28 protein-coding genes, 1 tRNA gene and 1 riboswitch are annotated in these 26282 nt (G+C 69.6%); of the genes, 13 read left to right on the forward strand and 16 right to left on the reverse strand.

The genetic code is table 11. The features are described 5' to 3' along the window. Nucleotides 1-274 precede the first annotated feature (274 nt). Entirely contained in the window at nt 275-1144 is an 870-nt protein-coding gene (locus tag V5E28_RS31965) for a rhomboid family intramembrane serine protease (protein ID WP_336212468.1), read from the forward strand. Between the two features lie 33 nt (nt 1145-1177). Here V5E28_RS31965 and V5E28_RS31970 read toward each other — a convergent pair whose 3' ends face one another. Beyond that, nucleotides 1178-1423: a cell division protein CrgA gene (locus V5E28_RS31970; RefSeq protein ID WP_336212470.1), complete on the reverse strand. Its 246-nt coding sequence runs from the start codon at nt 1421-1423 to the stop codon at nt 1178-1180. A 153-nt stretch (nt 1424-1576) separates the two neighbouring features. Between V5E28_RS31970 and V5E28_RS31975 the strand changes: the two genes are divergently transcribed. From V5E28_RS31975 to V5E28_RS31985, 3 genes are read left to right on the forward strand one after another with little or no spacing between them, the layout of a single operon-like run. Next, on the forward strand, nt 1577-2191 hold the full coding sequence (locus tag V5E28_RS31975) for a class E sortase (protein WP_336212633.1): 615 nt from the start codon (nt 1577-1579) through the stop codon (nt 2189-2191). A gap of 1 nt (nt 2192) precedes the next feature. Continuing rightward, nucleotides 2193-2351: a hypothetical protein gene (locus V5E28_RS31980; protein ID WP_336212472.1), complete on the forward strand. Its 159-nt coding sequence runs from the start codon at nt 2193-2195 to the stop codon at nt 2349-2351. Continuing rightward, nucleotides 2348-2920, forward strand: a complete 573-nt coding sequence (locus tag V5E28_RS31985) for an anthranilate synthase component II (protein WP_336212474.1) — start codon at nt 2348-2350, stop codon at nt 2918-2920. The genes V5E28_RS31980 and V5E28_RS31985 overlap by 4 nt, the downstream gene beginning before the upstream one ends. A gap of 138 nt (nt 2921-3058) precedes the next feature. On the opposite strand, the gene pknB is transcribed toward V5E28_RS31985, so the two are convergent. The 7 genes from pknB to V5E28_RS32020 form a co-directional block, all read right to left on the reverse strand. After that, nucleotides 3059-4912, reverse strand: a complete 1854-nt coding sequence (gene pknB, locus V5E28_RS31990; RefSeq protein WP_336212477.1) for a Stk1 family PASTA domain-containing Ser/Thr kinase — start codon at nt 4910-4912, stop codon at nt 3059-3061. Nucleotides 4913-5012: 100 nt separating this feature from the next. Then, nucleotides 5013-6383: a protein kinase domain-containing protein gene (locus V5E28_RS31995; RefSeq protein ID WP_336212478.1), complete on the reverse strand. Its 1371-nt coding sequence runs from the start codon at nt 6381-6383 to the stop codon at nt 5013-5015. Nucleotides 6384-6404: 21 nt separating this feature from the next. Continuing rightward, nucleotides 6405-7865 carry a peptidoglycan D,D-transpeptidase FtsI family protein gene (locus tag V5E28_RS32000; RefSeq protein ID WP_336212480.1) on the reverse strand — a complete coding sequence of 487 codons (1461 nt, stop codon included), beginning with the start codon at nt 7863-7865 and terminating at the stop codon, nt 6405-6407. Further along, the gene (locus V5E28_RS32005) at nt 7862-9256 is read right to left on the reverse strand and encodes an FtsW/RodA/SpoVE family cell cycle protein (protein ID WP_336212481.1); all 1395 of its coding nucleotides are present in this window, start codon (nt 9254-9256) and stop codon (nt 7862-7864) included. The genes V5E28_RS32000 and V5E28_RS32005 overlap by 4 nt, the downstream gene beginning before the upstream one ends. Further along, nucleotides 9257-10537, reverse strand: a complete 1281-nt coding sequence (locus V5E28_RS32010; protein WP_336212483.1) for a Stp1/IreP family PP2C-type Ser/Thr phosphatase — start codon at nt 10535-10537, stop codon at nt 9257-9259. Continuing rightward, nucleotides 10534-11004: an FHA domain-containing protein FhaB/FipA gene (locus tag V5E28_RS32015; protein ID WP_336212484.1), complete on the reverse strand. Its 471-nt coding sequence runs from the start codon at nt 11002-11004 to the stop codon at nt 10534-10536. Before V5E28_RS32015 ends, V5E28_RS32010 begins: the two co-directional genes overlap by 4 nt. A 17-nt stretch (nt 11005-11021) precedes the next feature. After that, the gene (locus tag V5E28_RS32020) at nt 11022-11762 is read right to left on the reverse strand and encodes a DUF3662 and FHA domain-containing protein (RefSeq protein WP_336212485.1); all 741 of its coding nucleotides are present in this window, start codon (nt 11760-11762) and stop codon (nt 11022-11024) included. Nucleotides 11763-11961: 199 nt separating this feature from the next. Here V5E28_RS32020 and V5E28_RS32025 point away from each other — a divergent pair. After that, nucleotides 11962-12044: transfer RNA gene (locus tag V5E28_RS32025), tRNA-Leu, on the forward strand. 198 nt (nt 12045-12242) lie between these two features. On the opposite strand, the gene V5E28_RS32030 is transcribed toward V5E28_RS32025, so the two are convergent. Both V5E28_RS32030 and V5E28_RS32035 read right to left on the reverse strand, forming a co-directional pair. Continuing rightward, nucleotides 12243-13259: a hemolysin family protein gene (locus V5E28_RS32030; RefSeq protein ID WP_336212487.1), complete on the reverse strand. Its 1017-nt coding sequence runs from the start codon at nt 13257-13259 to the stop codon at nt 12243-12245. Then, entirely contained in the window at nt 13256-14602 is a 1347-nt protein-coding gene (locus V5E28_RS32035) for a hemolysin family protein (RefSeq protein WP_336212489.1), read from the reverse strand. The genes V5E28_RS32030 and V5E28_RS32035 overlap by 4 nt, the downstream gene beginning before the upstream one ends. Nucleotides 14603-14848: 246 nt before the next feature. Here V5E28_RS32035 and V5E28_RS32040 point away from each other — a divergent pair, with 246 nt between their 5' ends. After that, the gene (locus V5E28_RS32040) at nt 14849-16120 is read left to right on the forward strand and encodes an LCP family protein (protein WP_336212491.1); all 1272 of its coding nucleotides are present in this window, start codon (nt 14849-14851) and stop codon (nt 16118-16120) included. 21 nt (nt 16121-16141) lie between these two features. Here V5E28_RS32040 and V5E28_RS32045 read toward each other — a convergent pair whose 3' ends face one another. Then, entirely contained in the window at nt 16142-16789 is a 648-nt protein-coding gene (locus V5E28_RS32045; RefSeq protein WP_336212492.1) for a GOLPH3/VPS74 family protein, read from the reverse strand. Between the two features lie 23 nt (nt 16790-16812). Here V5E28_RS32045 and V5E28_RS32050 point away from each other — a divergent pair, with 23 nt between their 5' ends. Next, nucleotides 16813-17418, forward strand: a complete 606-nt coding sequence (locus V5E28_RS32050; protein ID WP_336212493.1) for a TenA family protein — start codon at nt 16813-16815, stop codon at nt 17416-17418. A 36-nt stretch (nt 17419-17454) separates the two neighbouring features. Continuing rightward, on the forward strand, nt 17455-18333 hold the full coding sequence (locus V5E28_RS32055) for an Fpg/Nei family DNA glycosylase (protein ID WP_336212495.1): 879 nt from the start codon (nt 17455-17457) through the stop codon (nt 18331-18333). Nucleotides 18334-18335: 2 nt separating this feature from the next. Here the strand turns inward: V5E28_RS32055 and V5E28_RS32060 are convergent, their stop codons facing one another. Next, entirely contained in the window at nt 18336-19745 is a 1410-nt protein-coding gene (locus V5E28_RS32060; protein ID WP_336212497.1) for an MFS transporter, read from the reverse strand. 81 nt (nt 19746-19826) lie between these two features. On the opposite strand from V5E28_RS32060, the gene V5E28_RS32065 reads away from it, so the two are divergent. From V5E28_RS32065 to V5E28_RS32075, 3 genes are all read left to right on the forward strand, one after another. After that, nucleotides 19827-20258 (forward strand): winged helix-turn-helix transcriptional regulator, encoded by a 432-nt coding sequence (locus V5E28_RS32065; protein WP_336212499.1) that lies wholly within the window; start codon nt 19827-19829, stop codon nt 20256-20258. Further along, the gene (locus tag V5E28_RS32070) at nt 20255-20578 is read left to right on the forward strand and encodes a rhodanese-like domain-containing protein (protein ID WP_336212500.1); all 324 of its coding nucleotides are present in this window, start codon (nt 20255-20257) and stop codon (nt 20576-20578) included. The genes V5E28_RS32065 and V5E28_RS32070 overlap by 4 nt, the downstream gene beginning before the upstream one ends. A 65-nt stretch (nt 20579-20643) precedes the next feature. Next, nucleotides 20644-20757, forward strand: a riboswitch (TPP riboswitch). Then, entirely contained in the window at nt 20747-22096 is a 1350-nt protein-coding gene (locus tag V5E28_RS32075; protein WP_336212501.1) for a purine-cytosine permease family protein, read from the forward strand. It overlaps the preceding riboswitch by 11 nt. Here the strand turns inward: V5E28_RS32075 and V5E28_RS32080 are convergent. Continuing rightward, nucleotides 22065-22631 carry a methylated-DNA--[protein]-cysteine S-methyltransferase gene (locus V5E28_RS32080; protein WP_336212502.1) on the reverse strand — a complete coding sequence of 189 codons (567 nt, stop codon included), beginning with the start codon at nt 22629-22631 and terminating at the stop codon, nt 22065-22067. The two genes, V5E28_RS32075 and V5E28_RS32080, sit on opposite strands and share 32 nt — an antisense overlap. A 141-nt stretch (nt 22632-22772) precedes the next feature. On the opposite strand from V5E28_RS32080, the gene V5E28_RS32085 reads away from it, so the two are divergent. Both V5E28_RS32085 and V5E28_RS32090 read left to right on the forward strand, forming a co-directional pair. Next, nucleotides 22773-24596 (forward strand): PAS domain S-box protein, encoded by a 1824-nt coding sequence (locus V5E28_RS32085; protein ID WP_336212504.1) that lies wholly within the window; start codon nt 22773-22775, stop codon nt 24594-24596. A 142-nt stretch (nt 24597-24738) separates the two neighbouring features. Then, on the forward strand, nt 24739-25170 hold the full coding sequence (locus tag V5E28_RS32090; RefSeq protein WP_336212506.1) for an ATP-binding protein: 432 nt from the start codon (nt 24739-24741) through the stop codon (nt 25168-25170). On the opposite strand, the gene V5E28_RS32095 is transcribed toward V5E28_RS32090, so the two are convergent. The 3 genes from V5E28_RS32095 to V5E28_RS32105 are packed head-to-tail and all read right to left on the reverse strand — an operon-like array spanning nt 25154 to nt 26246. Next, the gene (locus V5E28_RS32095) at nt 25154-25801 is read right to left on the reverse strand and encodes a YidC/Oxa1 family membrane protein insertase (protein ID WP_336212508.1); all 648 of its coding nucleotides are present in this window, start codon (nt 25799-25801) and stop codon (nt 25154-25156) included. The genes V5E28_RS32090 and V5E28_RS32095 overlap by 17 nt on opposite strands. Before the next feature lie 53 nt (nt 25802-25854). Further along, nucleotides 25855-26076 (reverse strand): DUF6412 domain-containing protein, encoded by a 222-nt coding sequence (locus V5E28_RS32100; RefSeq protein ID WP_336212509.1) that lies wholly within the window; start codon nt 26074-26076, stop codon nt 25855-25857. Beyond that, nucleotides 26073-26246, reverse strand: coding sequence for a hypothetical protein (locus V5E28_RS32105; RefSeq protein ID WP_336212511.1), 174 nt, complete (start codon nt 26244-26246; stop codon nt 26073-26075). Before V5E28_RS32105 ends, V5E28_RS32100 begins: the two co-directional genes overlap by 4 nt. Between the last annotated feature and the right edge of the window lie 36 nt (nt 26247-26282).

Genomic DNA, 26282 nt, shown 5'->3' on the forward strand with positions numbered 1-26282 from the left:
GGCATCCGCGGCCGATGCGGCCGCCGTGCCCACGTGCGGGTCATAGGGCGTCCCCCCGGAGGCCCCCGGCACGGTCGGCGGGTGGTCCGGCCTGGCTGGGCCGTAAAAGAGGAGCATCCGCCGACCGCGGCCGGAAAGTCCGGCACGGACAGCAGCGGCGAACCGGCGGCTGCCACGTGGGCAGGACGGTCGGATGCCGCCGGCGCGGATCGCGTCCCAGCAGACAGATCGCCGCCCACACGCGGCACGGTCCGGCAGGCCTTAGGCTGCGGTCATGACCAGCCAGCCGCCTATCCCGCCCTCGCAGCCCGACCAGCCCGAGCAGGCGGCGCCGACGTGCTATCGGCACCCTGATCGGGAGACCTGGGTTCGCTGCCAGCGATGTGACCGGCCGATCTGCCCCGACTGCATGCGCGATGCCGCCGTGGGGTTCCAGTGTCCCGAGTGCGTGGCCGAGGGCAACAAGGGGCTGCGGCAGGCCCGGTCCACCTTCGGCGGCGCCGCGGTGGCCGTTCCGTACGTGACCTGGGCCGTGCTGGCCGTCAACGTGCTGGTCTTCGCCGCCCAGCAGCTCCCGGGGCTGGACGTCTCGCGACTGTTCGCGATGTGGCCGGCCGGGGTCGCCGTCCTGGGCGAGTACTACCGGCTGATCTCCTCAGCGTTCGTGCACGGCGGAGTCTTCCACATCCTGTTCAACGGCTGGGCGCTCTTCGTCATCGGCCCCTACCTGGAGCGGGCCTTCGGGCATGTCCGATTCCTGGCCGTCTATCTGGTCAGCGCGCTGGGCGGGTCGGTGCTCGTGTTCTGGGTGGACGCGCTCAACACGGCTACCGTGGGCGCGTCCGGAGCCATCTTCGGGCTGTTCGGCGCGATGTTCGTCGTCAGCCGCAAGCTGAACATGGACGTGCGCGGCATCGCCGCGCTCATCGCGATCAACCTGGTCATCACATTCCTGGTGCCCAGCATCAGCTGGACCGGCCACGTGGGCGGCCTGATCACCGGGGCCGCGCTCGCGGGCGCGCTGGCCTACGCCCCCAAGAACAACCGGACCCTGTGGCAGGTGCTGGCGATCGCGGGGACGGTGGCCGTGTTCGTGGCACTCGTGCTGATCAGAGTGTCCACGATCCTCAGTGCCGCGGGCTGACTTCCCCAGGTGTGGAAAAGACTGTGGAAAGAACTAACGCCAGCGGGTGGAAAGCACCACACCGAAGATGATGAAAACAAACCCGATCAGCAGATTCCAGTTCTGCAGATCGCCGATGAAGGGTGCGCGGGGCGCCACGTAGTAGGTGGCGATCCACAGGATGCCGATGAGCCATGACGCGACCATCGTCGGCGCGAGCCAGCGAGGGCTGACCTTTACCTGCTGGGACTTCTGCGGCGGGGTGTAAACCGCCTTCTTGCGGGCCTTGGACTTGGGCACTGGGTAACTCCTGCTGAGGGCCTGGGCTTCCGGATCGTCCACAGGCTCTTCGTTAAGGGTAGTCGTAGCGTGGCCCAGGATAGTCGCCACGCGCGCACCATGGCGATCCCGGGCATCACGATCGCACACGCATACGCTGGGCGGGTGCGGGTCATGCTGCGGACCGTGGGGGAGACGACCGTCACCGCGGGGCTGGTCCTGATGCTGTTCTGCGCCTATCTGCTCTGGGGCACCGGCGCCTATACCGCCGGCCAGCAGTTGCTGCTCCAGCGCGAGCTGGCGGAGCGGCGGGCCGCCGCGAACGCCGGGCGGGTCGAGCGGATCGAGCTGGGCGGAGCGGTGGCCATGCTGCGCATCCCGAGGCTGGGCCGCGGTTACGAGTACGCCGTGGTGGAGGGCGTTGAGGCCGCGCACCTCAAGAGAGGGCCAGGGCACTACCCGGGCAGCGCCATGCCCGGCGAAGTCGGGAACTTCGTGGTCTCGGGCCACCGGACCACGTACGCGGCGCCGTTCAACCGCCTGGACGAGCTGGAGCGCGACGACGAGATCGTCGTCGAGGCCCGCGAGGCCCGCTACACCTACCGCGTGACCTCCCAGGACATCGTGGAGCCGGACGAGATCGACGTGGTCGCACCGGTCCCCGGCAAGCCCGACATCCGGCCCATCCGCCCCTACATCACGCTGTCCACCTGCCACCCCGAATACTCGGCCGCTCAGCGCCTCATCGTGTACGGCGTCCTGAAGCGGACCGAGCTCAGGAAGGAGTGACATGTACGCCTGGCTGTGGCGCAAGCTGCCTGGGGACACGGGGACCAAGCTGCTGTGGGCCGGGGTGCTGGCCGCCGGCGTGGTGGCCGTACTGTGGTATGTCCTGTTCCCGCTACTGGAGCCGCTCGTGACGCTCGACGAGGTGACCGTACGCAGATGAGTCGTGTGCTGGTGGTGGACAACCACGACAGTTTCGTCCACACCATCGTCCAGTATCTCCGGGAGCTGGGCGCCACGTGCGACGTGCGCCCGCGCGACGACGTCCGCGTGGACGACGCCGACGGCTTCGACGGCGTGCTCATCAGCCCCGGCCCCGGCACGCCCGAGGCTGCTGGCGTTAGCATCCCCCTGGTCCATCACGCGCTCCGACGGGGCCGGCCCCTGCTCGGCGTCTGCCTCGGCCATCAGGCCATCGCCTGCGCCTTCGGCGCCACGGTGGCCCGCGCCCCCGAGCTCGTGCACGGCAGGACCAGCGCCATCAGCCACGAGGGCAAGGGTGTGTTCGCGACGCTCCCCTCGCCGATTCTGATGACCCGCTACCACTCGCTGGCCGTACGCCCGGAAACCGTGCCCGACGTGCTGGACGTGACCGCGCGCACCGGCGACGGCGTCATCATGGGGCTGCGCCACCGCACCGCGCCCATCGAAGGCATCCAGTTTCACCCCGAGTCCGTCCTGTCGGAGCACGGCCACCGGCTCCTGGCGAACTGGTTGGACGAAGTCGTGTAACGAACAATCGCCGCGAAACGACACACAGACGAGCGTCCCCGCCGTTGCCCCCGAGCGGCGGGGGCGCGTTTGGTCTCCCGGCGAGGCAGCACACGCGAAGGCCGCCACCCCCAAGCGGGGATGGCGGCCCTTTACGCGTCAGCCGTTGAGACCACCGTCGAACGGGTCGTCGCCGGGCGGATCCTCCTCGGGCGGGAAGTCGTCCGTGGGAGTGTCCGTCGGCTGGTCGTCGGTCGGGAAGTCGTCCGTGGGCTGCTCCGTCGGAGTCGCGGGCCCCTCGGAGACCACGATGGTGACGGTCATCCGCGGCGCGAGCTTGGCGCCCTCGCCGGGGTTCTGCTGGACGACCGTGCCCTGGGGCTGGTCGTTGGGCTGCGGCACGACCTTGACCTTGAAGCCGGCCTCTTCGAGCACCCGCTTGGCGTCCGCCTCGGTCAGGTTGAGCACGCTGGGGACCTCGGCCAGCTGCTTGGGCACCCAGAGGGTGACGGTGCCGCCCTTCTCGATGTCCTCACCGGCCTTCGGGTCGGTCTGGAAGACCTTGCCCTGCGCCCTGCTGGAGGCCTTGGTCTTGACCGAGCCCTTCAGGCCCTGGTCCGCGAGGAGCTGGTTGGCCTCGTCGGTCGTGAGGCCGATCAGGCCGTCCGGCACCTTGACCTTCTCCTGGCCCTTGGAGACGTACACCTTGACGGTGGAGCCCTTGTCCACCTCGACGCCCGAAGCCGGATCGGTCTTGATGACCGTGCCCTTGTCGTTCTCGCTGAACTCCTGGATCACCTCGGCCTTGAGCCCGAGGCTCTGCAGCTCGGTCTGGGCGTAGTCGAGCTGCTGCGTCGCCAGGTCGGGGATCTTGACCGCGGTCTCGGTGGGATTGCTGTTGGAGCTGAAGACCACGTAGCCCACGGTGATGAACGCACCGATGATCAGCAGCGGGATGATGATCCAGGCGGCGGTCTTGAGCGCCGTGTTGCCGCCGCCGCTGGCCCGGCGTCGCCCGCCACGGCCGCCGCCGCCCTCGCCGTCACCGTACTCGTAGGCCGGGATCGCGCCGGAGCGGTGGGTCGCCGGGCCCGCGGCGGACTGCGTCGCCGTCATCATCCGGGTGCCCTGGCCGTAGTTGCCGGTCATCTGCATCGTCTGCGCGTCGACCGGCATGCCGGTCATGGCCCGCTGGATGTCGGCCCGCATCTCGGTGGCGCTCTGATAGCGGTGTGCGGGGTCCTTGGCCATGGCCTTCAGCACGATCGCGTCGGCCCACGCGGGGATCTCCGGGTCGATCTGCGACGGCGGGATCGGGTCCTCGCGCACATGCTGGTAGGCGATCGCGACGGGGGAGTCGCCGGTGAACGGCGGCTGGCCGGTGAGCAGCTCGTAGAGCACGCACCCGGTGGAGTAGATGTCGCTGCGCGCGTCGACCCGCTCGCCCCGAGCCTGCTCGGGGGACAGGTATTGGGCGGTCCCTATAACCTGCGCGGTCTGCGTCATGGTCGCGGCCGAGTCCGCCATCGCCCGGGCGATGCCGAAGTCCATCACCTTGATCTCGCCGGCGGTGGTGATCATCACGTTCGCGGGCTTGATGTCGCGGTGCACGATGCCGCCGCGGTGGCTGTAGTCGAGCGCTCGCAGGATGCCGTCGACCAGCTCGACCGCGCGCTCCGGCAGCAGCCGCCGGTCCGCGCGCAGCAGATCGCGCAGCGTCCGGCCGTCGACGTACTCCATGACGATGTAGGGCACCGGAGTGCCGTCGGTGACATCCTCGCCGGTGTCGTAGACGGCGACGACCGCCGGATGGTTCAGCGACGCCGCCGACTGCGCCTCCCGGCGGAATCGGGCCTGGAAGGTGTGATCGCGAGCCAGATCCGACCGGAGCGTCTTGATCGCGACTATTCGGTCCAGCCGGATGTCTCTGGCGCGATACACCTCGGCCATGCCGCCACGCCCGACGACACCGTCGAGCTCGTAGCGACCTCCGAGTAGCCGAGGCTGAGTCATTTCCTGCACTGTCCCTTACCGTTCATCTTGTGGCCGGCCTGCTCGGGGGGCGGCCGCCGGTGTCCATCATCGACCCGTTGGCGCATCACGTCTTCTCCTTCTACGGGTTTGTCTCACCCGGGTCCGGCGAGGCCGAAGATGTCGCTGTCGGCGTCGTAGTGGGCGTTGGGGTCGGTGTGGGGGTCGGGGTACGGGTGGCGGTCGGGGTCGGTTTCGGCGTCGGCCGCCTCGTCGGAATTGCCGACTTGGTAACCGTAGCCGACCGTGAGGGTACCGGCCTCGTCGACTTCACCGTAACAACCGGAGGGCGACGGGTCTGGGTCTTGGTCCGTGACGGCCGCTGCTTGGGGGAGACCTCGCCGGTCGGCGAGGCGGGCTCCGCGGTGCCGATGGGCGCGGGCGCCGGCTCCTGCGTGTAGGTGAACGCCAGAGCGCTGAGCCCGACCGCCGCCGCGCATCCCGCCGTGGCGACCAGCGCCACCGTGCGGCCGGTCCGGCGGCGCCGCGGCGCGGGCACGGGCCCTCGCTGAGAGCGCTGCAGCTCGGTGGCCGGCGGCGGGTCGCCGAGGCTGTCGGTGGTCTGCTCGTCCTCCTGGTGCGGCGGCCGCACCGAGAAGCCCGACGGGTCGGTCAGCATGCTCAGCTCGGCGCCCGCCCCCGCGACTCCGCTCAGCGACTCGCGCAGCACGTACGCGCGGTCGGCCAGCTCCAGCGCCGAGCCGGGCCGCTGCGCGGGATCCTTGGCCAGCAGGGCCATGACCAGCTGGCGCACCGCGGCGGGCACGTCGACGCCGAGCGGCGGCGGCTCCTCGTTCAGGTGGCGCAGGGCGATCGCCACGGCGCTGTCGGCGTGGAAGGGGGTGCGCCCCGCCAGGCACTCGTAGGCCACGACGCCCAGAGAGTAGAGGTCGGTCGCCGGAGTCAGCGGAAGACCCTGAGCCTGCTCGGGGCTGACGTACTGGGCGGTGCCGAGCACCGTGCCGGTCTGCGTGACGGGCGCGGCCTCCATGGCGCGGGCGATGCCGAAGTCGGTCACCTTGATGGCGCCCTCGGGCGTCACGAGCAGGTTGCCCGGCTTGATGTCGCGATGGATGATCCCCGAGGAGTGGGCGACGTGCAGCGCCTTGGCCGTCTGGTGCAGCACGTCCAGCGCCACCTCGGGGCCGAGGGGGCCGTTACGTGTCAGGATGGCCGACAGCGGCTCGCCGTGCACCAGCTCCATCACCAGATAGGCCAGGTCGCTGTGCTCGCCGTAGTCGAAGATCTGGGCGATGCCCGGGTCGGCGAGGCCCGCGGTGATCCGCGCCTCGTTGCGGAAGCGCTCGCGGAAGGCATGGTCGGCGTAGATGTGGCTGCGCAGCACCTTGACCGCCACCTCGCGGCCGAGCAGCTCGTCGCGGGCACGCCAGACCTCCCCCATGCCACCTGTGGCGATGCGGGAGAGCAGTAGGTAGCGGTTACCGAGCCGCATGGTCCAGCACGTTACCGTCCATCACCGGTCCAGCACCGCCTCCATCACAGCCTTTGCGATCGGGGCCGCCGTACCGCCGCCCGTCCCCTCGCCGCCGCCGCGGACGGCGCCGGACTCGACCATCACCGCCATCGCGATCTGCGGGTCCTCGGCCGGAGCGAACGAGATGAACCAGGCGTGGGGCTGCTGGCCCTCCGCCGTCTCGGCCGTGCCGGTCTTTCCCGCGACTTGGACGCCTGAAATCTGTGCCCGGTTGGCGGTGCCGTTGGCCACGACGCTCACCATCATGTCGCTCAGCTTGCCGGCGGTGTCGGCGCTGACCGCCTCGATGAACTCCTCGGGCTCGGCCTCGTCGAGGGTGTCACCCTTCGAGTCGGTGATCTTGTTCACCAGGTACGGCTTCATCACCGTGCCCTTGTTGGCGATGCCGGCCGCGATCATGGCCATCTGGAGCGGCGTCATCTGGTTGCTGCGCTGGCCGATGGAGGCCTGGGCGACCGCCGCCGCGTCCTCCTTCGGCCCGAAGTCGCTCTTGGCCACCGACATCGGGACGGCCAGCGGCTGGCCCGCGCCGAACTTCTCCAGTTGCTCGCGCATCGCCTCGTAGCCCAGGTCGATGCCGATCTTGCCGAACGGCGTGTTGCAGGACCTCTCCAGCGCGAAGCGGAGCGTCACCTGGCCGGACCCGCAGGCCGCGCCGCCGTAGTTGGGCAGGTCCGCGGTGGTGTTGGGCAGATCCAGCACCTGCGGGGCGTCGACGGTGGTGTCGGGGCCGCGGCTGGAGTCGTCCTCCAGGTAGGCGGCGGCGGTCACCACCTTGAAGGTCGACCCCGGCGGGTAGGTGCGCTCGAGGTTGCGGTTGAGCAGCGGCTGGGTCTTGTCCTTGGCCAGCTCGTCATAGCGGCCGAACACCTTGCCCTTGTCCGTGCCCGACAGCTCGGCCGGGTCATAGGTGGGCAGCGAGACCATCGCCAGGATGCCGCCGGTCTTGGGGTTGAGCGCCACCACGGCGCCGCGCTTGCCGCTCTGCCGCAGCGCGTCGTACGCCGCCTTCTGCGCCTTCGGGTTGATCGTCAGGTCGACGTTGGCGCCCCTGGTCGGCTCGCCGGTGAACAGGTCGATGCCGCGCTGCAGCAGCAGGTCGGCACTCGAACCGTCGAGCAGGGAGTTCTGTGACCGCTCGATGGCGGACTCGCTCTCGGGCGAGAAGAAGCCGGTGATGTGCGCGTACAGCCTGCCCTCGGGATACTGCCTGAGGAACTTGAAGTCGCCCTCGGCCTCCTTCGACTGGGCCACGATGACCTTGCCGCCCGCCGTGATGCGGCCGCGCTGCACCGCGTAGCGCTCGTAGTAGTTGCGGGTGTTGCGCGCGTCCTCGCGCAGGCCGTCGGCGCGGACCGCCTGCAGGACGTTGACGTTGATCATCAGTAGCGCGAACATGGCCAGGCAGGCCACGGCCGCGCGCTTGATAGTGCCGTTCATCGCTGGAACACCTGCGTCATTCCTTCGTTCTGGATCGCCTGGGGCGGGGGCCGCCGCGCCGCATCAGACATGCGTACCAGGAGCGCGATAAGGATCCAGTTAGACAGCAGTGCCGAGCCGCCCTGGGACATGAACGGGGTGACCAGGCCGGTCAGGGGGATGAGGTTCGTCACGCCGCCGACGATGATGAACACCTGCCAGGCCAGAAGGAACGACAGGCCGCCGGCCAGCAGCTTGGAGAACGGGTCGCGAGCCGCGATCGAGGTGCGCAGACCGCGCTCGACGAGCAGCGCGTAGAGCATCAGCAGCGCCATCAGCCCGGTCAGGCCCAGCTCCTCGCCCGTGGCGGCGAAGATGAAGTCGGAGAAGGCCAGCGGGATGATCTCGGGGTGCCCCTGGCCGAGCCCGGTGCCGAGGATGCCGCCGGAGCCCATGGCGAACAGGCCCTGCATGAGCTGCTCGCTGCCGCCGACCTGCTTGAACAGCACGGGATCGCCCGGGTTGAGGAAGACCTCGAAGCGCTGCTGGACGTGGTCGAACACGGTGCCGGCCAGGATGGCGCCGCCGGCGAAGAGCAGGATGCCGATGATGACCCAGGAGCTGCGCTGGGTGGCGATGTAGAGCATGGCCACGAACGTGCCGAACAGCAGCAGCGAGGAGCCCAGGTCCTTCTGCATGACCAGGACGCCCAGGCTGACTCCCCAGGTGATGAGCACCGGGCCGAGGTCGCGGGCGCGTGGCAGGTCGATGAACAGCAGCCGGCGCCCGGCCAGGGCGAGCACGTCCCGCTTGGCCACCAGGTAGCCGGCGAAGAAGATGACCAGCGCGAGCTTGGCGAACTCGGCGGGCTGCAACTGGCCGAGACCGGGAATGCCGATCCAGATCCGGGCGCCGTTGATCTCCTGGCCGAGGAACGGGATCAACGGCGAGACCAGCAGGAACAGGCCCACCGCGCCGGCGGTGTAGGTCAGCCGCTGCAGCGCGCGATGATCACGCAGGAAGATCAGGGTGAGGCTGAACAGCACGATGCCGATGAACGTCCACAGCAGCTGGGAACTGGGTGAGGCGAGCTTGGCGGAGGGCAGGGTCGAGTCGGACTCCGAGAGCCTGAAGATCATCACCAGGCCGAGCCCGTTGACGAGCGTCACCAGCGGCAGGATCAGCGGATCGGCCCACGGCGCGAATTTGGCGAGAACCAGGTAGGCGGCCAGCATCAGGCCGCCCAGGCTCAGGCCGTAGGTCAGCATGCCCGAGGGGATCGTCCCCTTCATCGCCAGCCCCACGTTGGCGTACGCGCCCATGACGATCACGACCGCGAACGCGAGCATGCCGAGCTGAGCCACGCGCCGCTTGGCGGGCATGGGCACGGGGGCTGCGGCCACTTCGCTCATTTACTGGGGTTTCGTTTTCGTCGGGGCCGCGGATGGTGACCGGGTGGCGGCCGGTGAGGCCTTCTGCTCCGTCAGGAAATTCAAGCCGTTGATCCTCGTGATGCCTTCGGCGACGTCGGTGACCTCGATACCGTCCTTGATCAAGGCCTGGTCGGGGGGCGAGAGCTTGGACAGGGACTTGCCGGTGCGCTGCGCGACCGAGAAGAACTGGATCGGCCCCACTTCCTGCTGGATGCCCTGGAACACGACGACCTCGTCGGCCCACGCGCCGACGAAGAACTGGTCCTGGGTCCACTTCCAGCCGAAGTAGCCGCCGACGCCCGCGGCGATGACGGCCACGGACAGCACGGCGGCCAGGACCGGCCATACGCGGCGACGCTTGGCCGGCCGCCGGGACGCCCTGGCGCCCGGCTCGTCGAAGTCGTCATCGCTGATCACCGGCTGGGGAGCGGTCGCCGAGGCGCGCCCAGGAGAGGTGTCGTGAGGGTCCGGCGACGCCAGGCGGTTCATGCCCGCCGCACCGACGACGGCCGCCTCGACGGGCACCTGCTGCCCGTCTGTGATCTCCAGCACGTCGGCGAGCACGCAGGTGATGTTGTCCGGCCCGCCACCGCGGTTCGCCAGGTCGATGAGCTGGCGGACGACCTCTTCGGGGTCGTCGATGTTGGTGAGGGTGGCGTGCATCGTCTCCGCGCTCACCACTCCGGACAGGCCGTCCGAACAGAGCAGGTAGCGGTCGCCGACCTGGGCCTCGCGCAGCGTGAGATCGGGATCGACCTCGCCGCTGCCGTCGAGCGCCCGCAGCAGGATGGAGCGCTGCGGATGCGTCGCGGCCTCTTCGGGGGTGATGCGACCGTCGTCGACGAGCTGCTGCACCAGCGTGTGGTCGTGGGTGATCTGATAGAGCTCCCCACGCCGGAGCAGGTAGGCGCGCGAGTCGCCGACGTGCACCAGCGCGACCTGGGTGCCGTGCCAGAGCATTGCGGTGAGTGTGGTGCCCATGCCCTTGAGGCTGGGATCCCGTCCCACCATCTCGTGCAGCTTGCGATTGGCGTCGCGTACGGCTGCCTCGATGGCGTTGAGCAGGTCACCCCCCTGCTGGGCCTCTTCGAGAGAGGCCATTGCGGCGATGGCGACGGAACTCGCCACCTCGCCGTGAGCGTGCCCGCCCATACCGTCCGCGACGGCGAGCAGGCGGCCGCTAGCGTACGCCGAGTCCTCGTTTCCTTCGCGGAGGAGGCCGACGTCCGAGCGGGCGGCGTAGCGGAGTGCGATGGTCATTTGCGCAATTCAATGACTGTCTTGCCGACACGGATCGGAACACCGAGCGGCACCGGGGTCGGACGGGTGACTTTCGAGCGGTCGAGATATGTGCCGTTGGTAGAACCGAGATCTTCCACGATCCACTGACCGTCCTGAGGGAAGAGCCGGGCATGCCGGCTGGATGCGTAGTCGTCGCTGACTACCAGCGTGGCGTCGTTCGCCCGGCCAATGGTGATGGGCGTCTCCGTGAGGTTAATGGTGGTGCCTTGCAGGGGGCCACCTGTCACAACGAGCTGGCGTGGCTCGCCCTTCTTGCTTTTGGGCTTTGCCACCGCCTTGGCAGGTTTGACCGCCTTGCGTGGACCGGCGGGAGCCGTACGTGACCCGAACAAGTCAGTCCGGATCACGCCGACTGCGGCAATGACGAAAAACCACAGCACCGCCAGGAAGGCGAGCCGGATCAGCAGCAGCGTGAGCTCGGACATGGACCGTCTGTCTACCCCTAATCGCGCCGGAACACCAGAGTCGTGCGTCCCAGGGTCACTCGCGTGCCGTTCTGGAGCTCGATTCTGCGTACCGGCTGGCCATTGACGAAGGTGCCGTTCGTCGATCCGAGATCGACGAGAACGACCTGTTGACCCTCGACGCGCAGCTCCGCGTGGTGACGCGACACGCCGGGATCGACGAGACGAAGATCGCAGTCGGTGCCGCGTCCTAGCAAGCTCACCGGAGTGGTGAGCTCGTAGGAGCGGTCGCCCTGCGGGTCGTCCTGAGTGGAGACGAGCAGCCTGGGCCGCCCGCCGAACGCGTGCGGCCGTGACGGGGGCAGGTCGCTCGCCGGCTGGCGAATCTCGTCCTGCTCGACCGTCGCGCCGCGGATGACGCCTGACCTGATGCGGAACAATCCCACCGCCAGATCGGCGGCGGTCTCGAAACGGACCCGGACCGGTCCCACGAAGGAGTAGCCCTGCTCTTTGGCGTACTCCCTGGCGAGGTTGGCCAGCTCGTGGCTGATGCTGTCGGCGTAGACCTCAAGTCGCTCGCTGTCGGTCGTGGACAGCTCGACCACGAAGTCGTTGGGCACGAGAGTGCGACCTTGGGCGACGATCGCCGCCCGCTCGTCCATCTCCCGCTGCACCGCGCTGGCGACCTCGACCGGCTGAAGGTCAGATTTGAACGCCCGCGCAAAGGCCCCCTCAACCAAGCCTTCGAGCCGTCGCTCGAAGCGCTGAAGGACTCCCACCGGGTACCTCCCTTCCTCCGTGCATATGATCGCGGCCCCCAGACGCTTGTGGCGCCCGGTCTCCGCTCGTCCCCACGTCGCGGCGGTCCTGGCGCTCGTCGGCCCTCGCGCCCAGCTCCTCCGCTCCCGTGTCTTATGCGATCGTATCCGGGTTCAGTACCAGTGGCTGTTACGTGCTACTGTTTCTCAGCACCCACAAGGGCGGGTGGCGGAACGGCAGACGCGCACGGTTCAGGTCCGTGTGTCCGAAAGGACGTGAGGGTTCAAATCCCTCCTCGCCCACCTCGGATCTACCGATGAATTCGGCAGACCTACACTGACGAAAGACAGCCTCGGTTCGCAAGAGCCGGGGCTTGTTCTTTTGTACGAACCTCTTCCAGCGGCTTGCCGCCAGGCGCGAAATGTACGCCCGGCCGGTTGCAACTCCCTTTCGAGTCACTTTCCGGCCGGACGTGTGTTTTAGCCCACAGCGAACGTGGATCAGGCGACCAGCGCGCGAGTGTCGAGCAACTGGCCGAGCAGATCCGTCAGGCTCACCATGCCGATGACCGCGCCGCCCGCCCCGGTGACCAGCGCCAGGTGCGAGCGGGCCTCCTGCAGCGCCGCCACGGCCTCGGGCACCTGGGTGACGCAGGCCAGCCGCGGCACCGGCCGGGCCAGCTCGCCGGCGGTGCGTCCGGGCTCCAGCAGGGCGTCACGGGCGTGCAGGAACCCCTCCACCTCGCCCGCGGCGCTCACGAGCAGCCTGAGATGCCCGCTGCTCGCGGCCTGGTCCCGGATCTCCGCTGCGCTGGCGGCCGGGGGCACGGTCACGACCCGGCTGATCGGGACCATCAGCCGCTCGATGCCCTCGGCCTCGAACCGCAGCGCCCTGGTCAGCAGGTCGTGCTCCTCGCGGTCGAGCAGCCCCATCCGGCCGGACTCGCCCACCAGCATCGCGAGCTGGCGCGGCGTCCTGGTGGTGGCCAGCTCGTCGCGCGACTGCACGCCGAACAGGCTCAGCAGCAGGTTGGACAGCCCGTTGAGCGACGACAGCAGCGGCCGCATCAACCAGGTGAAGCCGCGGAAGGGCAGCGTCAGCACCAGTGCCGCCCGCTCGGGATTGGTCAGCGCCCACGACTTGGGGGCCATCTCGCCGATGACCATGTGCAGGAACGTCACCAGCGCCAGCGCGATCGTCAGCGAGATCGGCAGCCGCAGCGACTCCGACACCCCGATGGCGGCGAAGACCGGCTCCAGGTAGTGCTCGATCGCGGGCTCGGTGACCTGCCCGAGACCGAGCGTGCAGAGCGTGATGCCGAGCTGGGCCCCCGCGAGCATCAGCGAGAGCTGGCGGCTGCCGCCCACGGCGGACCTGGCGGCGATCCTGACGAGACGGTTGCCGCCGCCCGCCATCTCCTCAAGGCGGTGGCGCCGGGAGGAGACGAAGGCGAACTCGGCGGCCACGAACAGCGCGTTCAAGGCCAGCAGTGCGAGGCCGAGCAGGATCATCGTCATCGGGCGGCCTCCGCATGCTGGGCCGGCGCCAGCCGCACCCATTCGGGCACGCGGCGGTTGAGCGACATCACGGTCAGCTCCGCCAGGTGCTGCTCGTCGTCCTCGGCGAACGGGTCGGTCTCGGGGATGGTCTCGACCGTCACCGTGTCACCCGGCTCCGGCATCCGGCCCAGCTTGGCCAGGATCAGCCCGCCGAGCGTGTCGTAGTCGTCGCTCTCGGGCAGTGATACGCCGGTGGCGCGCTCGACCTCGTCCAGCCGGAGCCGGCCGGGCACCTCCCAGATGCCGCCCGGCTGCTCCACGGCGCCGACCGGGTCCGGGTCGTTCTCGTCCACGAGCTCGCCGACCAGCTCCTCGGCCAGGTCCTCGACGGTGATCACGCCGGCGAGGCCGCCGTACTCGTCGATGACGCAGGCGATGTCATCCTTGGCCACGCGCATCCTGTCGAGCACGACCGGCAGTGGCAGCGAGTCGGGCACCAGCAGCGGGGGACGGGTGATGTCGCCGACCCGGCCCTCGTCCAGGCCGGAGGCGAGCAGCTCGCGCACGCCGGTCACCCCCACCACGTCACCCTCGGCGCCGAGCACCGGGTAACGGGAGTGGCCGCACTCGCGCATGGCCTCGATGAACGCGGAGATCGGCTGCGAGTCCCGGAGCACGACCACGCGGGGCCGCGGCACCATGATCTCCTCAGCCGTGTGGTCGCCGAACTCCAGAGCCCGCTCCAGCAGCTCCGACAGGCGCGGGGGCAGCTCACCCGCCCGGGTCGACTCGTCGATGATCCGGGAGAGCTCCTCGGGGGTGGCGCCGTGCTCCACCTCCTCGACGGGCTCGATCCCGAGCTTCCTGAGCAGGCCGGTGGCCGCCGAGTCGAACAGGCGGATCACCGGGCCCACCACGGCCAGGTAGGCCAGCGTGGAGCCGGCCAGGAACTTGGCGACGGGCTCGGGCCTGGCGATGCCGAGGTTCTTGGGCGCCAGCTCGCCGAGTACCATCTGCACGATGGTGGCCACGAACACGCCGATGGCCACGGAAAGCCCGGCGATCATGGCGTCCGACAGGCCGGCTCCCACGAGCCAGGGGTGCACGATCACGGCGATGGCGGGCTCGGCCAGAAAGCCGACCAGCAGCGCGGTGACCGTGATGCCGAGCTGGGCGCCCGACAGCATGAACGAGAGACGAGAGGTCACCCGCAGGGCCTTCTCGGCGGCCGCGTCGCCGGCTGCGGCCTGCTCGCGCAGGACCCCCCGGTCGGCGGCGACGAAGGCGAATTCCTGGGCGACGAAGTAGCCCGTCGCGGCGGTGAGGAGGAAGAGGGCCAGTAGCCCCAAATAGGCGCTCACCGCAGCGAGCTCTCAGGGGAACCCGTGCTCGTGCACGGGCGACTACTCCATGGGTCCGGAGCGGACACGATCATCCCTTCGATAGAGGTCGTCCACAAACCTAACGAAGCAGCCGCCTTCTCTGTTTCCAGAAGTGACGTACGGCGCGTTCTGAGTACTTTTCCGTGGGAAAACCTTGGAGAGGAGTCTGCACTGATAGGGGGTTGGACGTAGCGTCTATGTCAAGCGAAGGGAAGTAGAAACCAAGTGTCTGAGGACGACCGGACGCGGGCCATGCGCTCGCCAGGCGACGGCCGACCGCTGCCTCGCAGGAACGACGACGGGCCGCGCTCCGCGGGGGCCCCGGCGCACCGGTTCCCGCCGGGGGGCGGCGCGCGCCCGGTTGCCGGAGGTTCGCCGGCCGACGAGGCGACCCGGCTCAACCCGATCGCCGACGACAGGCCGAAGGCGAGCTCGCGGGTGTACGGCAAGCAGCGCTCGGGCAGCAGCCCGGTCAGGCCGCTGCGGCGTGACGCCGAGCCGTCCGCCGCCGGCCCGAAGCCACCTGGCAGGCCGCGCAGGCGGATCCGCGGGCGCACCGTCCTCACGATCGTCGCGGCGTTCGTGGCGGTGCTGCTGCTCGCGACCGTGGGCCTGTTCATCTGGATCGACGGCAAGCTGGCGGGCATCGAGCGGGTGCTCGACGACTACGAGGGCCGCCCGGCCGACACTCCGGGCACCAACTGGCTGCTGGTCGGCTCCGACAGCCGCAAGGGCCTGTCGGCCGCCCAGCGCAGAAAGCTCGCCACCGGCAGCAGCGCCGGCCAGCGGACCGACTCCATGATGCTGCTCCACCTGCCGGAGGGCAGTGACAGGCCCACGCTCGTCAGCCTGCCTCGCGACTCGGCGGTCACCATTCCCGGCAAGGGCCGCAACAAGCTCAACGCCGCCTACGCGATCGGCGGGCCCCAGCTGCTGGTCCGCACCGTGGAGACGGTCACCGGGGTGCACGTCGACAACTACATGGAGATCGGCTTCGCGGGCTTCGTGGACATCGTCGACGCGGTCGGCGGTGTCGAGATCAACGTCCGCGCCGCCGTCAACGACCCCAAGGCCGGACTGAAGCTGAAGAAGGGGCCGCAGGTGCTCACCGGCGGCCAGGCCCTCGGCTACGTCCGCACCCGCAAGGGCGGCGCGCTGCCCGACTTCGAGCGCACCAAGCGGCAGCGCCAGTTCCTCAGCGCGGTCGTGAAGAAGGCGGCCAGCCCGGGGGTCCTGATCAACCCCTTCACCTCGCTCCCGCTGGCTTCGGCCGCCACCGACGCGGTGGCCGTCGACACCGGCACGGGCGTGTTCGACATGCTCTCGCTGGGCCTGGCCATGGGCGACAGCCCGGTGACCACGGTGGTGCCGTTCGGCGGCAACGAGATCGCCGGCGGCGGCACGGCCGTCAAGTGGGACAGGACGAAGGCGCTGGCCCTGTTCGACGCGCTCAAGGAGGACAAGCCGGTGCCGAAGGACATCCTCGACGCCGGCTGACCCTGCCCGGCTCCGGAGCCGTCAGGAGGAGGCGGCGGCGACCACGCCCGCGGTGACGGCGACCGAGACGCTCGCGTGGATGGCCGCGATGGTCTGGGCGACGGCCTCCGCCTCCCAGGAGCCGGTCGCGATCTGCTTGACCCGCTGCTTGTCCGCTCCGGGGAACGCCTTGCGGTCGAGTTTGGACGCGTGCATGACGGCGATGAGCACGGCGGTGCGCGGGTCGGGCTCGGCGCCGCCGAGCACGGCGGCGACGCGCTCCCGCACCTGGGCCTCGGCGCTGCCGTCGGCCTCCGGCCAGCGGGTGGTGGGGAAGATGCCGAGCACCTTGCCGCGCTCCTCGGTCAGCACGCCCGCCTCGGCGAGCCTGGTGAGCAGGCGCAGGCGCAGCTTGCGCGACTGCAGCCGCTGGACCCACCAGGCGGGCTTGTGCTCCTTGCGGCTCTCGGCGATGCGCGCCAGGGCGGCGTCGAGCTCGGCGTCTCCCAGCGGGGCCGGGTCCTTGACCGTCACCTTCTTCTCGGTCAGCTCCAGCCTGCCGGCGAGCGCCAGCTCGGCCAGGAGGGCGCCGCCGAGCGCCGGGTCGAGCTGGGTGGTGGAAAGGAGTTGCTTACCGTCGTCCTCGCCGTGGGCGAGCAGGAGGAGTTCTTCGGCAATCGTCACACTCATCCTTCGACACTAACGTGCAGCCCATGACTGTCTCTGAAAAGTTGCACGCGATCGGCCGGCCGCTGCTGGACGCCCAGCTCGCGCATCCCACGGTGGTGGGGATCGGGCGCGGGGACCTGGCCGAGCCGGTGTTCGCCTCGTGGCTGGAGCAGGACTACCTGTTCCTGCTCGACTACGTCCGGGTGTTCTCCCGGCTGGCTTGGCAGGCGCCCTCCGCGCACCTCGGCGACCTGGTGGATCTGGCGTACGCCACCTTCCATGACGAGCTGGACCTGCACAGGTCGTTGTCCGCCGGGTTCGGGGCGGACCTCGAAGGCGCCAGGAAGGGGCCCGCGTGCGAGGCGTACACGGCGTTCCTGCTGGAGTCGGCGGCGTCGTACGCGGAAGGGCTCGTCGCTCTTTATCCGTGTATGTGGGGATATTCGACGCTGGGCCAGATGTTGGCAGAGAATCCGCCCGCTGAGCCGCGTTACCGGGCCTGGGTGGACACCTACGCCGATCCCGGGTTCGCGGCGCTGGCAGCGCGGATCGGGGCGATGATCGACGAGGCCGACCCGGATCCCGGCAGGGCGGAGGTCCTCTTCGCCGAAGGAATGGCGCACGAGCTGGCCTTCTGGGATGTCCCGTAGTCCACAGGCTGTGGACGGGGATCGTACTCTGGTGGCATGCCGGAACTTCCCGAGGTGGAATCCCTCACCGGTTTCCTGCGCGAGCGGGCGGTGGGGCGCACGGTCCTGGGCGTCGACGTGGTGGCCTTCCAGGCGCTCAAGACGTTCGACCCGCCGGTCACCGCGCTCGGCGGGCTGACCGTCACGGGCGTGTCGAGGCACGGCAAGTTCCTCGACCTCGACTGCGACGGGCTGCATCTGATCATCCACCTCGCGCGCGCGGGATGGCTGCGCTGGCGCGAAGACCTGTCGGGCGCCAAGCCGGTCAGGCCGGGCAAGGGGCCGCTCGCCGTGCGGGTGAGGCTCGCGCCCGACGATGAGGGACTCGCGCCCGGCTTCGAGCTGACCGAGGCCGGGACGCAGAAGCGCCTCGCCGTCTATGTCACGAAAAATCCGGACGATGTGCCGGGCGTCGCCGCCCTCGGCCCCGACCCGCTCGACGACTCCTTCGACGTGGCCGCGCTCAAGCGGATCGTGGGCGGCAACCGTACCCAGATCAAGGGCCTGCTTCGCGACCAGAAGGTGATCGCGGGCATCGGCAACGCCTACTCCGACGAGGTGCTGCACGCGGCCAAGATGTCCCCGTTCAAGATCGCGGCGACGCTGACCGACGACCAGATCGCCGACCTGCACGAGGCCATCGTCGCTACGCTGCGCGAGGCTGTGGAGCGGGCGCACGGCCTGGCGGCCAAGGACCTCAAGGCGGAGAAGAAGTCCGGCCTGCGCGTCCACAACCGGGCCGGCCAGCCGTGCGACGTGTGCGGCGACACGATCCGCGAGGTCTCGTTCGCCGACTCCTCGCTGCAGTACTGCCCCACCTGCCAGACAGGCGGCAAACCGCTGGCCGACCGCCGCCTGTCCAAGCTGCTGAAGTAGGCCTACACGCCGGCGGGCACCCGGACGTCGGCCGACGCCCGCCTGCGCAGGCCGAAGGCGACGATGACCGCCGACAGCAGCGTGGCCGTCACGGGCACCACCAGCGCCGCTCGCAGCGCGTCGATCCCGGTCGAGCCGGCGCCCAGCGCCGCCACGTTGACGGCGGTGACCATCGACAGTCCCAGGGCGGCGCCGAACTGGAACGACGTGTTGATCAGCCCTCCGGCCAGCCCCTGCTCGTGCTCGGCGATCCCCTCGGTCGCGACGATCGTCAGGGGGCCGTAGACGAAGGCGAACATCAGCCCGATCAGCAGCATCGACGGCAGCATGGCGGCGTAGGTCCAGTCCATCCCGACCCCGAGGAACAGCCCGAAGGCCATCAGCCCGGACACCAGCCCGCCGAAGATCACGCGAGCGTTGCCGTACCGGTTGACCAGCAGGGGCGTGAGCGTGGGCGCGAGGATCACGTCAGCGGCGGCGGCGAGCAGCGCGAGGCCGGTCTGGATCGCCGACCAGCCGCGCAACTCCTGCAGGTAGAGGGTGATCAGAAACTGGAAGCCGAAGAACGAGCCGGTGAGCAGGATCGCCGCCAGGTTCGCGCGCACCAGCGGCCCGGATCTGAAGAGACCGAGGCGGATCAGCGGCTCGGCCGAGCGTCGCTCGATCGCCACGAAGGCCGCCACGAGCGCCAGGCCGCCGGCGAACGTGGCGAGGGTCCAGGCCCAGCCCGCCGCCGGATGCTCCAGCCGTATCACGCCGTAGACGAGCAGCATCATCGCGCCGGTGATGGTCATCGCGCCCGGTAGGTCGAAGCGCCCGGCGGTGCGCCGCGGCGCGGCGGGCTCCTTGATCAGCGCGGTTGCGGTGAGCAGGATCACCAGGGCCAGGATCACCGGCGCGAAGAACACCCACCGCCAGCCGATCGCGGTCAGCAGCCCGCCGATCACCAGGCCGAGCGCGAAGCCGGCCGCGCCCGTCCCCGCGTAGATCAGCAGCGCCCTGTTGCGCTGTCTGCCCTCGGCGAAGCTCGTGGTGATCAGCGAGAGCCCCGCGGGGGTCATGAAGCCCGCGGCCACGCCGGTGACGAACCTGGCGAGCAGCAGCACCCAGCCCTCGTTCGCCAGCCCGCCGAGCCCCGAGAACACCAGGAACACGGTCAGCCAGAGCAGGAACATCCTGCGCCTGCCCAGCAGGTCGGCCGCCCGGCCGCCGAGCAGCATGAACCCGCCGTAGCCCAGCACGTAGGCGCTGACCACGCCGCTCAGCATCGTGGTCGACAGTCCGAGGTCGGCGCGGATGGCCGGTAGCGCGACGTTCAGCATGGCCACGTCGATGCCCTCAAGGAAGATGGCCCCGCACAGCACCATCAGCACGCCCAGCGGGCGGCCTCTCAGTCGTTCGGTGGAAGGCATGATGCGGACACTCCTCGGTTACGTTTCTATATGTCGGTTACCTCTTGTAACCATCAGCATCATGCGGCAGCATGGGCATGCATGGAAGACGGCACTTCAAAGTCACTCTGTTACCCCGGCAGCACCGACGACGACTACGACGTCCGCCAGTGGGACGTCAGGGAAGGGTGCGAGGTCCGGCAGATCCTCGACCGCGTCGCCGACAAGTGGTCGCTGCTCGTCATCGCCCTGCTCGACTGCCAGAGCCTGCGCTTCACGCAGCTCCGCCGCGAGATCGACGGCGTCAGCCAGCGCATGCTCAGCGTCACGCTGCGCCAGCTCGAACGCGACGGGCTGGTGAGCCGCACCGTCCACCCCGTGGTGCCGCCCCGGGTGGACTACGCGCTCACGCCGCTCGGCCGCACCCTGCACGAGACGATCAAATCCCTGGTGACCTGGACCGAGAAGCACCAGCAGGAGATCGCCGAGGCGCGTGCGGCCTACGACTCGCGACGCGAGATGATGGAGGCATGACGGTTCCCGAAATCGAGGCGCGAGACATCCCTTCAGGCGGGTTCCTGCTCGACGTGCGTGAGCAGGGCGAATGGGTCGCGGGCCACGCCCCTGAGGCAGTGCACATCCCGATGAGCGAGATCCAGACCCGCCTCGACGAGGTTCCCGCCGGCCGGACGGTCTACGTGGTGTGCCGGGTTGGCGGGCGGTCGTTCCAGGTCGCGGCCTGGCTCAACCAGCTCGGGCGTGAGGCGGTCAACGTCGACGGCGGCATGCAGTCGTGGGAGCAGCAGAAGCTGCCGATGGTCAGCGAGACCGGGCAGTCGCCTTTCATTGCCTAGTGGCTGATCTCCGGCAAATCAGGCATCATGGGGGCGCGAGCCGGAGTGATCTCCGTCTCTGCTGATCCACCCAACGCGGGAGCTCGGGGCGCACCGGGCTGAGAGGGCGACCGAGGCCGTCGCCGACCGCATGAACCTGTCCGGGTAATGCCGGCGTAGGGAGTGCGAATGTCGCATGCCGTCCACGACGACGAAGTTCCCCTCACTCTCGAAGGCTCCCCGCCCAAGACACTGGGCGTGCTCGACCAGGGCGCGCTCTGGGCCAACCTGGCCGTCAGCCTGCTGGGCTTCTCCGGGGCCCTGCTCCTGCTCGACCCGCTGACCGACGCCCCGCTGACCCTGACGGCCGCGCTGACCGCGGCGGTCGTGGGGAGCCTGATCGGCACCGCCATGGTGGGACTGTCGGCGATCCCGGGCACGCAGACCGGGCAGCCGGCGATGGTGCTGCTGCGCGGGCTGTTCGGGGCCAAGCTGTCCTACATCCCGACGGTGCTCAACATCATCCAGATGATCGGCTGGGGGGCGTTCGAGCTCTGGGTCATCTCCAAGGGCGCGATGGCCATCTTCGGCGACACCGTGCCGTACGCGGTGTGGGTGATCGTCGCCGGACTGCTGACCACGGCGCTGACCATCTGGCCGCTCGGCGCCATCAGGCTGCTCCGCCGCTACATCACCATCGCCGTGATCATCTCGCTGATCTGGTTCGCCGTGCAGTTCCTGGGCGAGGCGCCACCGCAGACGGGCGGGTCGTGGACGGCGTTCGCGCCCGCGGTCGACTACGTGATCGCGCTGTCGGTCTCGTGGGTGCCGCTCGCCGCCGACTTCGCCAGGCACTCCAGGTCCAGCCGGGCCGCGTTCGCAGGAGTGGTCGGCGGCTACACGCTGGCCCAGGTCGCCTGCCTCGGGCTCGGCGTCTACGCGGTGGCGATCGCGGGAGCGGCGGCGGTGAGAGCCGACGGCACGGCGGTGTTCGCGCCTTTCGTGGCGGCGCCGGTCGGCGCGCTGTTCTTCGCCATCCTCGTGCTGCGCGAGGCCGACCAGTCCTTCGCCAACGTCTACTCCACGACCGTCTCGCTGCAGAACCTCATGCCGCGGGTGGACAGGCGGATCCTCAGCACGGCCATCGGCGTGCTGACCGTCGCCATCGCGCTCGTGGCCGACGTGACGTCCTACGGCGCGTTCCTGGGCCTGATCGGCGCGGTCTTCGTGCCGATGTTCGCGGTGCTGGCCGTGGACTACTTCCTGCTCGGCGGCTCCACCCGCTGGAACACCGCCGAGGACGCGCCCGCGCGCTGGTCGATGCTGCTGCCCTGGGCGCTCGGCTTCGCCGCCTACTGGCTCACCACCTCGACCCCCACCGTCGCGCAGTGGGACGGGATGTGGGCCGGGGTGCGGGAGGCGGTCGGTTTCACCAGGGAGCCGTGGATGAACGGCGCGCTGGGCGGCGCCGTCGTGGCGGCCCTGGTGACGCTGGCGGTGGGTGCGCTCAGGCGCGGGACTCGCGACGCTCGACGTTGAGCAGGTGACGCTTGGCGGCCACGCCTCCCGCGTAGTCGCCGAGCTCGCCGTCCTCGCGCACCACACGGTGGCACGGCACGATCACGCACAGGGGGTTGGAGCTGAGCGCGTTGCCGACCGCGCGCAGCGCGCGCGGCCTGCCGATGAGCTCGCCGATCCGCTCCAGGGTGGTGGTCGTGCCGTACGGCACCGCCATCGTCTTCTGCAGCACCGTGCGCGCGAACGGCGTGGCGAGGGCCAGGTCGGCCGGCGTGGCGAAGGTCCGCAACCGGCCCGAGAAGTACGCGTCGAGCTCCCGGCGGACAGGGTCGAGCCGCCGGGCGTCCGTGCCGATGAGGCTGCCGACCTGCTTGGTGACGCGCTCGTACACGCTGTTCTCGTCTTCGAAGCTGCAGGAGGCGACGCCTCTGGACGTCACCGCGAGCACCAGCCGGCCGACCGCGCCGTCGTAGGTGCCGAAGGCGACGTCGGGTGGGCCGTCGCCGCGGTAGGTGTCGGACGTCACCCGCAGCAGGGCTTCGAGGTCGCCTGACATGCCTTCACCCTCTTCACCCGCCACGGAAAAGCCGTGACCGCAGCGTATCGGACGGATCGCCCGGCACGAGCGCCACGCCACAGGCACTATGGAGATGTGGGGGACCCAAGGGCTTGGAGTGACGATGAGATAGCCCGCGCTGTGCTCGACAGCTCGCCCAACGCCGTCGTGGCCTTCGACAGGGACCAGACCGTCCTGGTCTGGAACGCGGCGGCGGAGCGGCTCTTCGGCTGGACGGCCGGGGACATGCTGGGTCGCAGGGCGCCTATCGTGCCGGAGGAGCTGACCGCCGAGCACCACGCCGTGCTGGAGCGGGTGCGCACCGGAGACCAGGTCTCGCTGCGCACCAAGCGGGTGCGCGGCGACGGCGGCCTGCTCGACGTGCGGGTCGACATCAGCGCGCTGCTGACGGGCAGCGCGGTGACGGGATACGTCTGCGTCTACCACCTCGTCGAGGTGGACCACGCGGCCAAGAACCGAGTGGCGCGCAGGGCACGGCTGGTGCGCCGGCTCACCGACGTGGTGGGCGACATCAACGCCGAGCTGGATCTGCCCGCCGTGCTCGAACGGATCACGGCGAGCCTCACGGAGCTCACCGGCGCCGACGCGGGCGGGTTCGTGCTCATCGACGAGGAGCGGCTGCGGCTGGTCAGCACCTACCAGCTCCCCTGCGCGATCCTGGGCACCACCACGGACCTGCACACCAGCCTGGTGGGCAAGCTGCTGCGCACCGGCAAGACCGTCATGCTGGAGTCGCGGGGGCTCGACGACCTGGTGTGGGCCGAGCTCAAGGGGCTGCACACGATCGCGCTGGGACTCGCCGCGGTCGGCGGGCGCCCGTACGGCGCCCTCTACGCGCTGTTCGCCAAGCGCAAGCCGGGTCATCTGGAGCTGGAGCTGCTGGAGCTGCTCGCGGGCCATGCGGGCATCGCGGTCGGGAACGCGGTGGCCTACCAGGACGCGGTGCGGCAGCGGGCGCACGAGCGGGCGGTGTTCGACGCCAGCGCCGACGGCATCGCGGTGCTCGACGGCGAGGGCCGGGTGCTCAGATGGAACCCCGCGGCGGCCGAGCTCACCTCCGTCTCCGCGGAGGCGGTGATCGGCAAGCCGCCGCCGTTCCCGCTCCCCGCTCCCGGCGAGAAGCTCACCTTCCACCTCGAAACGGGACGCTGGCTCGATGTGGTCAGCGCGCAGATCGTGGAGACCGGCGAGCTGGTCGTCGACTTCCGTGACGTGACCGCGGCCAAGGAGCTGGAGGAGGCCAAGGACCTGTTCCTGGCCACGACCAGCCACGAGCTGCGCACCCCGATCACGATCGTGCGCGGCTTCGCCAGCACCCTGGACACTCGCTGGGACAAGCTGAGCGACGCCGAGCGGCGATCGGCCGTGCACACGATCGCCGAGCGCTCCAGATCGCTCGGGCAGCTCATGGACCATCTGCTGCTCGGCGCCCGGGCGGGCGGGGAGGAGCAGCTGGTCAGGGACGAGCCCTTCGACCTGGCCGAGCGCGTGCACGCGGCGACGCTCGGGCTGCCGGTGCTGTCGGACAAGCACCGGGTCGAGGTGAGCATCGCCGTCGGGCTGCCGAAGGTGATGGGCGACGCGCTCGCCACCGACATCGTTCTCGGGCAGCTGCTGGAGAACGCCTTCAAGTATTCGCCCAAAGGCGGGCTGATCCGGGTGGCCGCGTGGCCGGAGGACGGCAGGGTGATCGTGGTCGTGGACGACGAGGGCGTCGGCATCGCGCGGCCGGACCGCGAGCGGGTCTTCGAACGCTTCGTCCAGGTCGACAGCGGCGACCGCAGGAGGTTCGGTGGCGTCGGCCTCGGCCTCTACATCGTGCGCAGCCTGGCCAGGGCTCAGGGCGGCGACGTGAGCGCCCATCCACGGCCTGGCGGGGGCACCCGGATGAGGCTCGTTCTGAGGTGCTCTTCCACTATCGGATCCGACACACCGATGCGGTAACGAGGTGGTCACGGTTGAGCTGATCTATCGTCCGATGTGTACAAGCTGTGATCGAGATGCGGTTTCTGGGATCGAGTAACGGGGCATTTCGGTCGTACCGGGGAGTGTTCCCGCGGGGGGCACTGGGAGCGGGGAGGTGGGTGTGTCAAGCGTCGTGCTACTGCCGTACGCGCCGTCCAGCGTCGCCGTTGCCCGCCAGCGTCTGAGCACTGACCTGCAGGATTGCGGGGTGTTCACCACCGCGATCGACGATGCCGTCCTCGTGGTGAGCGAGCTGCTGAGCAACGCGCTGAGGCACGCGCATCCGTTGCCTTCGGGCATGGTGAAGGTCTCATGGATGCGCAGCGATGATCACATTGAGGTCGCCGTGAGCGACGGGGGCGCGGCCACGGAGCCGCGCGCGGGCCGGCCCACCCTGTCCTCGCTGGGCGGGCGCGGGCTCGGCATCGTCGAGTACGTCGCGGAGAGCTGGGGAGTGCGCCACGACGGTGACATGACGACGGTGTGGGCGATACTGCCCGCCCCCCATGGATCGGTGAACGGGCAGGTCCACGCACTCAGAGAGGCCGGCTAGCCAGCACCGCCCGCTCGCCGGCCGTCCAGGCCGTGGAGACCAGCAGATAGAGCCCCGCGGCCAGGGGGAGCACCGCGGCTGCGAGCACCGAGCCGTACGGCAGCAGCGGCATGATCCTGCGCATGAACTCCGGCTGCTCTTCGGTCAGCGTGGAGGAGATTTTGCGTGAGGTCAGCCAGGCCACCACGACCAGGAGCACGAGCACCAAAGCGAAGACCGAAACGGGCAGACTGACCAGACCGTAATGAGCGATCACGCTCGCGACCTGCTGACCCAGAGGAGCGCCGAAGAGGTCATGGCCGGCCAGCGCGGTCGGATGCGTGGCGACCCGGTACACCAGCCACATGAAGGGAAGCTGCGCCAGCCCCGGCAGGATCCCCGCGAACGGAGAGCTGCCCTCGGCGGCATACAGCGCGGACGTCTCCTTGGCCAGGCGCTGCGGATCGCGCCCGTACTTCTTCTGCAGGGTGCGCAGCCTGGGCGCCAGCCGCTCCCTGATCCGCCCGCTGCGGGCCTGCCGGATGCCCAGCGGCAGCAGCAGGAGCCGCACGGCCAGGGTGAACAGCACGATGGCGAGAGCGGCGTTGCCGCCGGACATGCCGATGACGAAGGTGACAAGAGAATCGATCATGAGCCCATCTCACTCAGAGAAGCGGAATCAGGGCTCGAGTTTTCGAGCCCCGCTCAACCGGAAGCGGGGCGCGATGATGGGGCTCGTGGTCGCGGCCGTCCTGCCGCGTCAGGGTCGCGCTGGCGCAGGAAGGCCGTGCGTCGCGCGTAGACCAGCGGAAAGCCGGTCGGCTCACCACCGACGACGGGCAGCAGCCTGGCCGCCCATGAGGCCAGCAGCAGGACCGCCATCATCGTGACGGCGATGAGCCAGGGGTCGAACAGGAAAAGCGTCACCGGGAAGAGGACGACTTACCGACCAGGGTGACCGCGATGAAGACGAACAGAGCCACCACCCCGATGATGAGCGCGATCTTCAGCAGCCCGAGAACCATGGGCAGGATGAAGTTGAACAGCACGAAGAGCGCCAGAAGGGCACCCAACACGAGCATGACTACTCGACTCATGAGGCAACCGTACGTCCTGCCAGTTGGATCTGCGAG

Origin of the sequence: Nonomuraea sp. LPB2021202275-12-8 (genome assembly GCF_037044575.1) — a bacterium.
Taxonomy (GTDB): Bacteria; Actinomycetota; Actinomycetes; order Streptosporangiales; family Streptosporangiaceae; genus Nonomuraea.

Coding starts and splice junctions, on each gene's coding strand:
- V5E28_RS31965 (WP_336212468.1), top strand. CDS start 275: ATGACCAGCCAGCCGCCTATCCCGCCCTCGCAGCCCGACCAGCCCGAG.
- V5E28_RS31975 (WP_336212633.1), top strand. CDS start 1,577: ATGCTGCGGACCGTGGGGGAGACGACCGTCACCGCGGGGCTGGTCCTG.
- V5E28_RS31980 (WP_336212472.1), top strand. CDS start 2,193: ATGTACGCCTGGCTGTGGCGCAAGCTGCCTGGGGACACGGGGACCAAG.
- V5E28_RS31985 (WP_336212474.1), top strand. CDS start 2,348: ATGAGTCGTGTGCTGGTGGTGGACAACCACGACAGTTTCGTCCACACC.
- pknB (WP_336212477.1), bottom strand. CDS start 4,912: ATGACTCAGCCTCGGCTACTCGGAGGTCGCTACGAGCTCGACGGTGTC.
- V5E28_RS31995 (WP_336212478.1), bottom strand. CDS start 6,383: ATGCGGCTCGGTAACCGCTACCTACTGCTCTCCCGCATCGCCACAGGT.
- V5E28_RS32000 (WP_336212480.1), bottom strand. CDS start 7,865: ATGAACGGCACTATCAAGCGCGCGGCCGTGGCCTGCCTGGCCATGTTC.
- V5E28_RS32005 (WP_336212481.1), bottom strand. CDS start 9,256: ATGAGCGAAGTGGCCGCAGCCCCCGTGCCCATGCCCGCCAAGCGGCGC.
- V5E28_RS32010 (WP_336212483.1), bottom strand. CDS start 10,537: ATGACCATCGCACTCCGCTACGCCGCCCGCTCGGACGTCGGCCTCCTC.
- V5E28_RS32015 (WP_336212484.1), bottom strand. CDS start 11,004: ATGTCCGAGCTCACGCTGCTGCTGATCCGGCTCGCCTTCCTGGCGGTG.
- V5E28_RS32030 (WP_336212487.1), bottom strand. CDS start 13,259: ATGACGATGATCCTGCTCGGCCTCGCACTGCTGGCCTTGAACGCGCTG.
- V5E28_RS32045 (WP_336212492.1), bottom strand. CDS start 16,789: ATGAGTGTGACGATTGCCGAAGAACTCCTCCTGCTCGCCCACGGCGAG.
- V5E28_RS32050 (WP_336212493.1), top strand. CDS start 16,813: ATGACTGTCTCTGAAAAGTTGCACGCGATCGGCCGGCCGCTGCTGGAC.
- V5E28_RS32055 (WP_336212495.1), top strand. CDS start 17,455: ATGCCGGAACTTCCCGAGGTGGAATCCCTCACCGGTTTCCTGCGCGAG.
- V5E28_RS32060 (WP_336212497.1), bottom strand. CDS start 19,745: ATGCCTTCCACCGAACGACTGAGAGGCCGCCCGCTGGGCGTGCTGATG.
- V5E28_RS32065 (WP_336212499.1), top strand. CDS start 19,827: ATGGAAGACGGCACTTCAAAGTCACTCTGTTACCCCGGCAGCACCGAC.
- V5E28_RS32070 (WP_336212500.1), top strand. CDS start 20,255: ATGACGGTTCCCGAAATCGAGGCGCGAGACATCCCTTCAGGCGGGTTC.
- V5E28_RS32075 (WP_336212501.1), top strand. CDS start 20,747: ATGTCGCATGCCGTCCACGACGACGAAGTTCCCCTCACTCTCGAAGGC.
- V5E28_RS32080 (WP_336212502.1), bottom strand. CDS start 22,631: ATGTCAGGCGACCTCGAAGCCCTGCTGCGGGTGACGTCCGACACCTAC.
- V5E28_RS32095 (WP_336212508.1), bottom strand. CDS start 25,801: ATGATCGATTCTCTTGTCACCTTCGTCATCGGCATGTCCGGCGGCAAC.
- V5E28_RS32105 (WP_336212511.1), bottom strand. CDS start 26,246: ATGAGTCGAGTAGTCATGCTCGTGTTGGGTGCCCTTCTGGCGCTCTTC.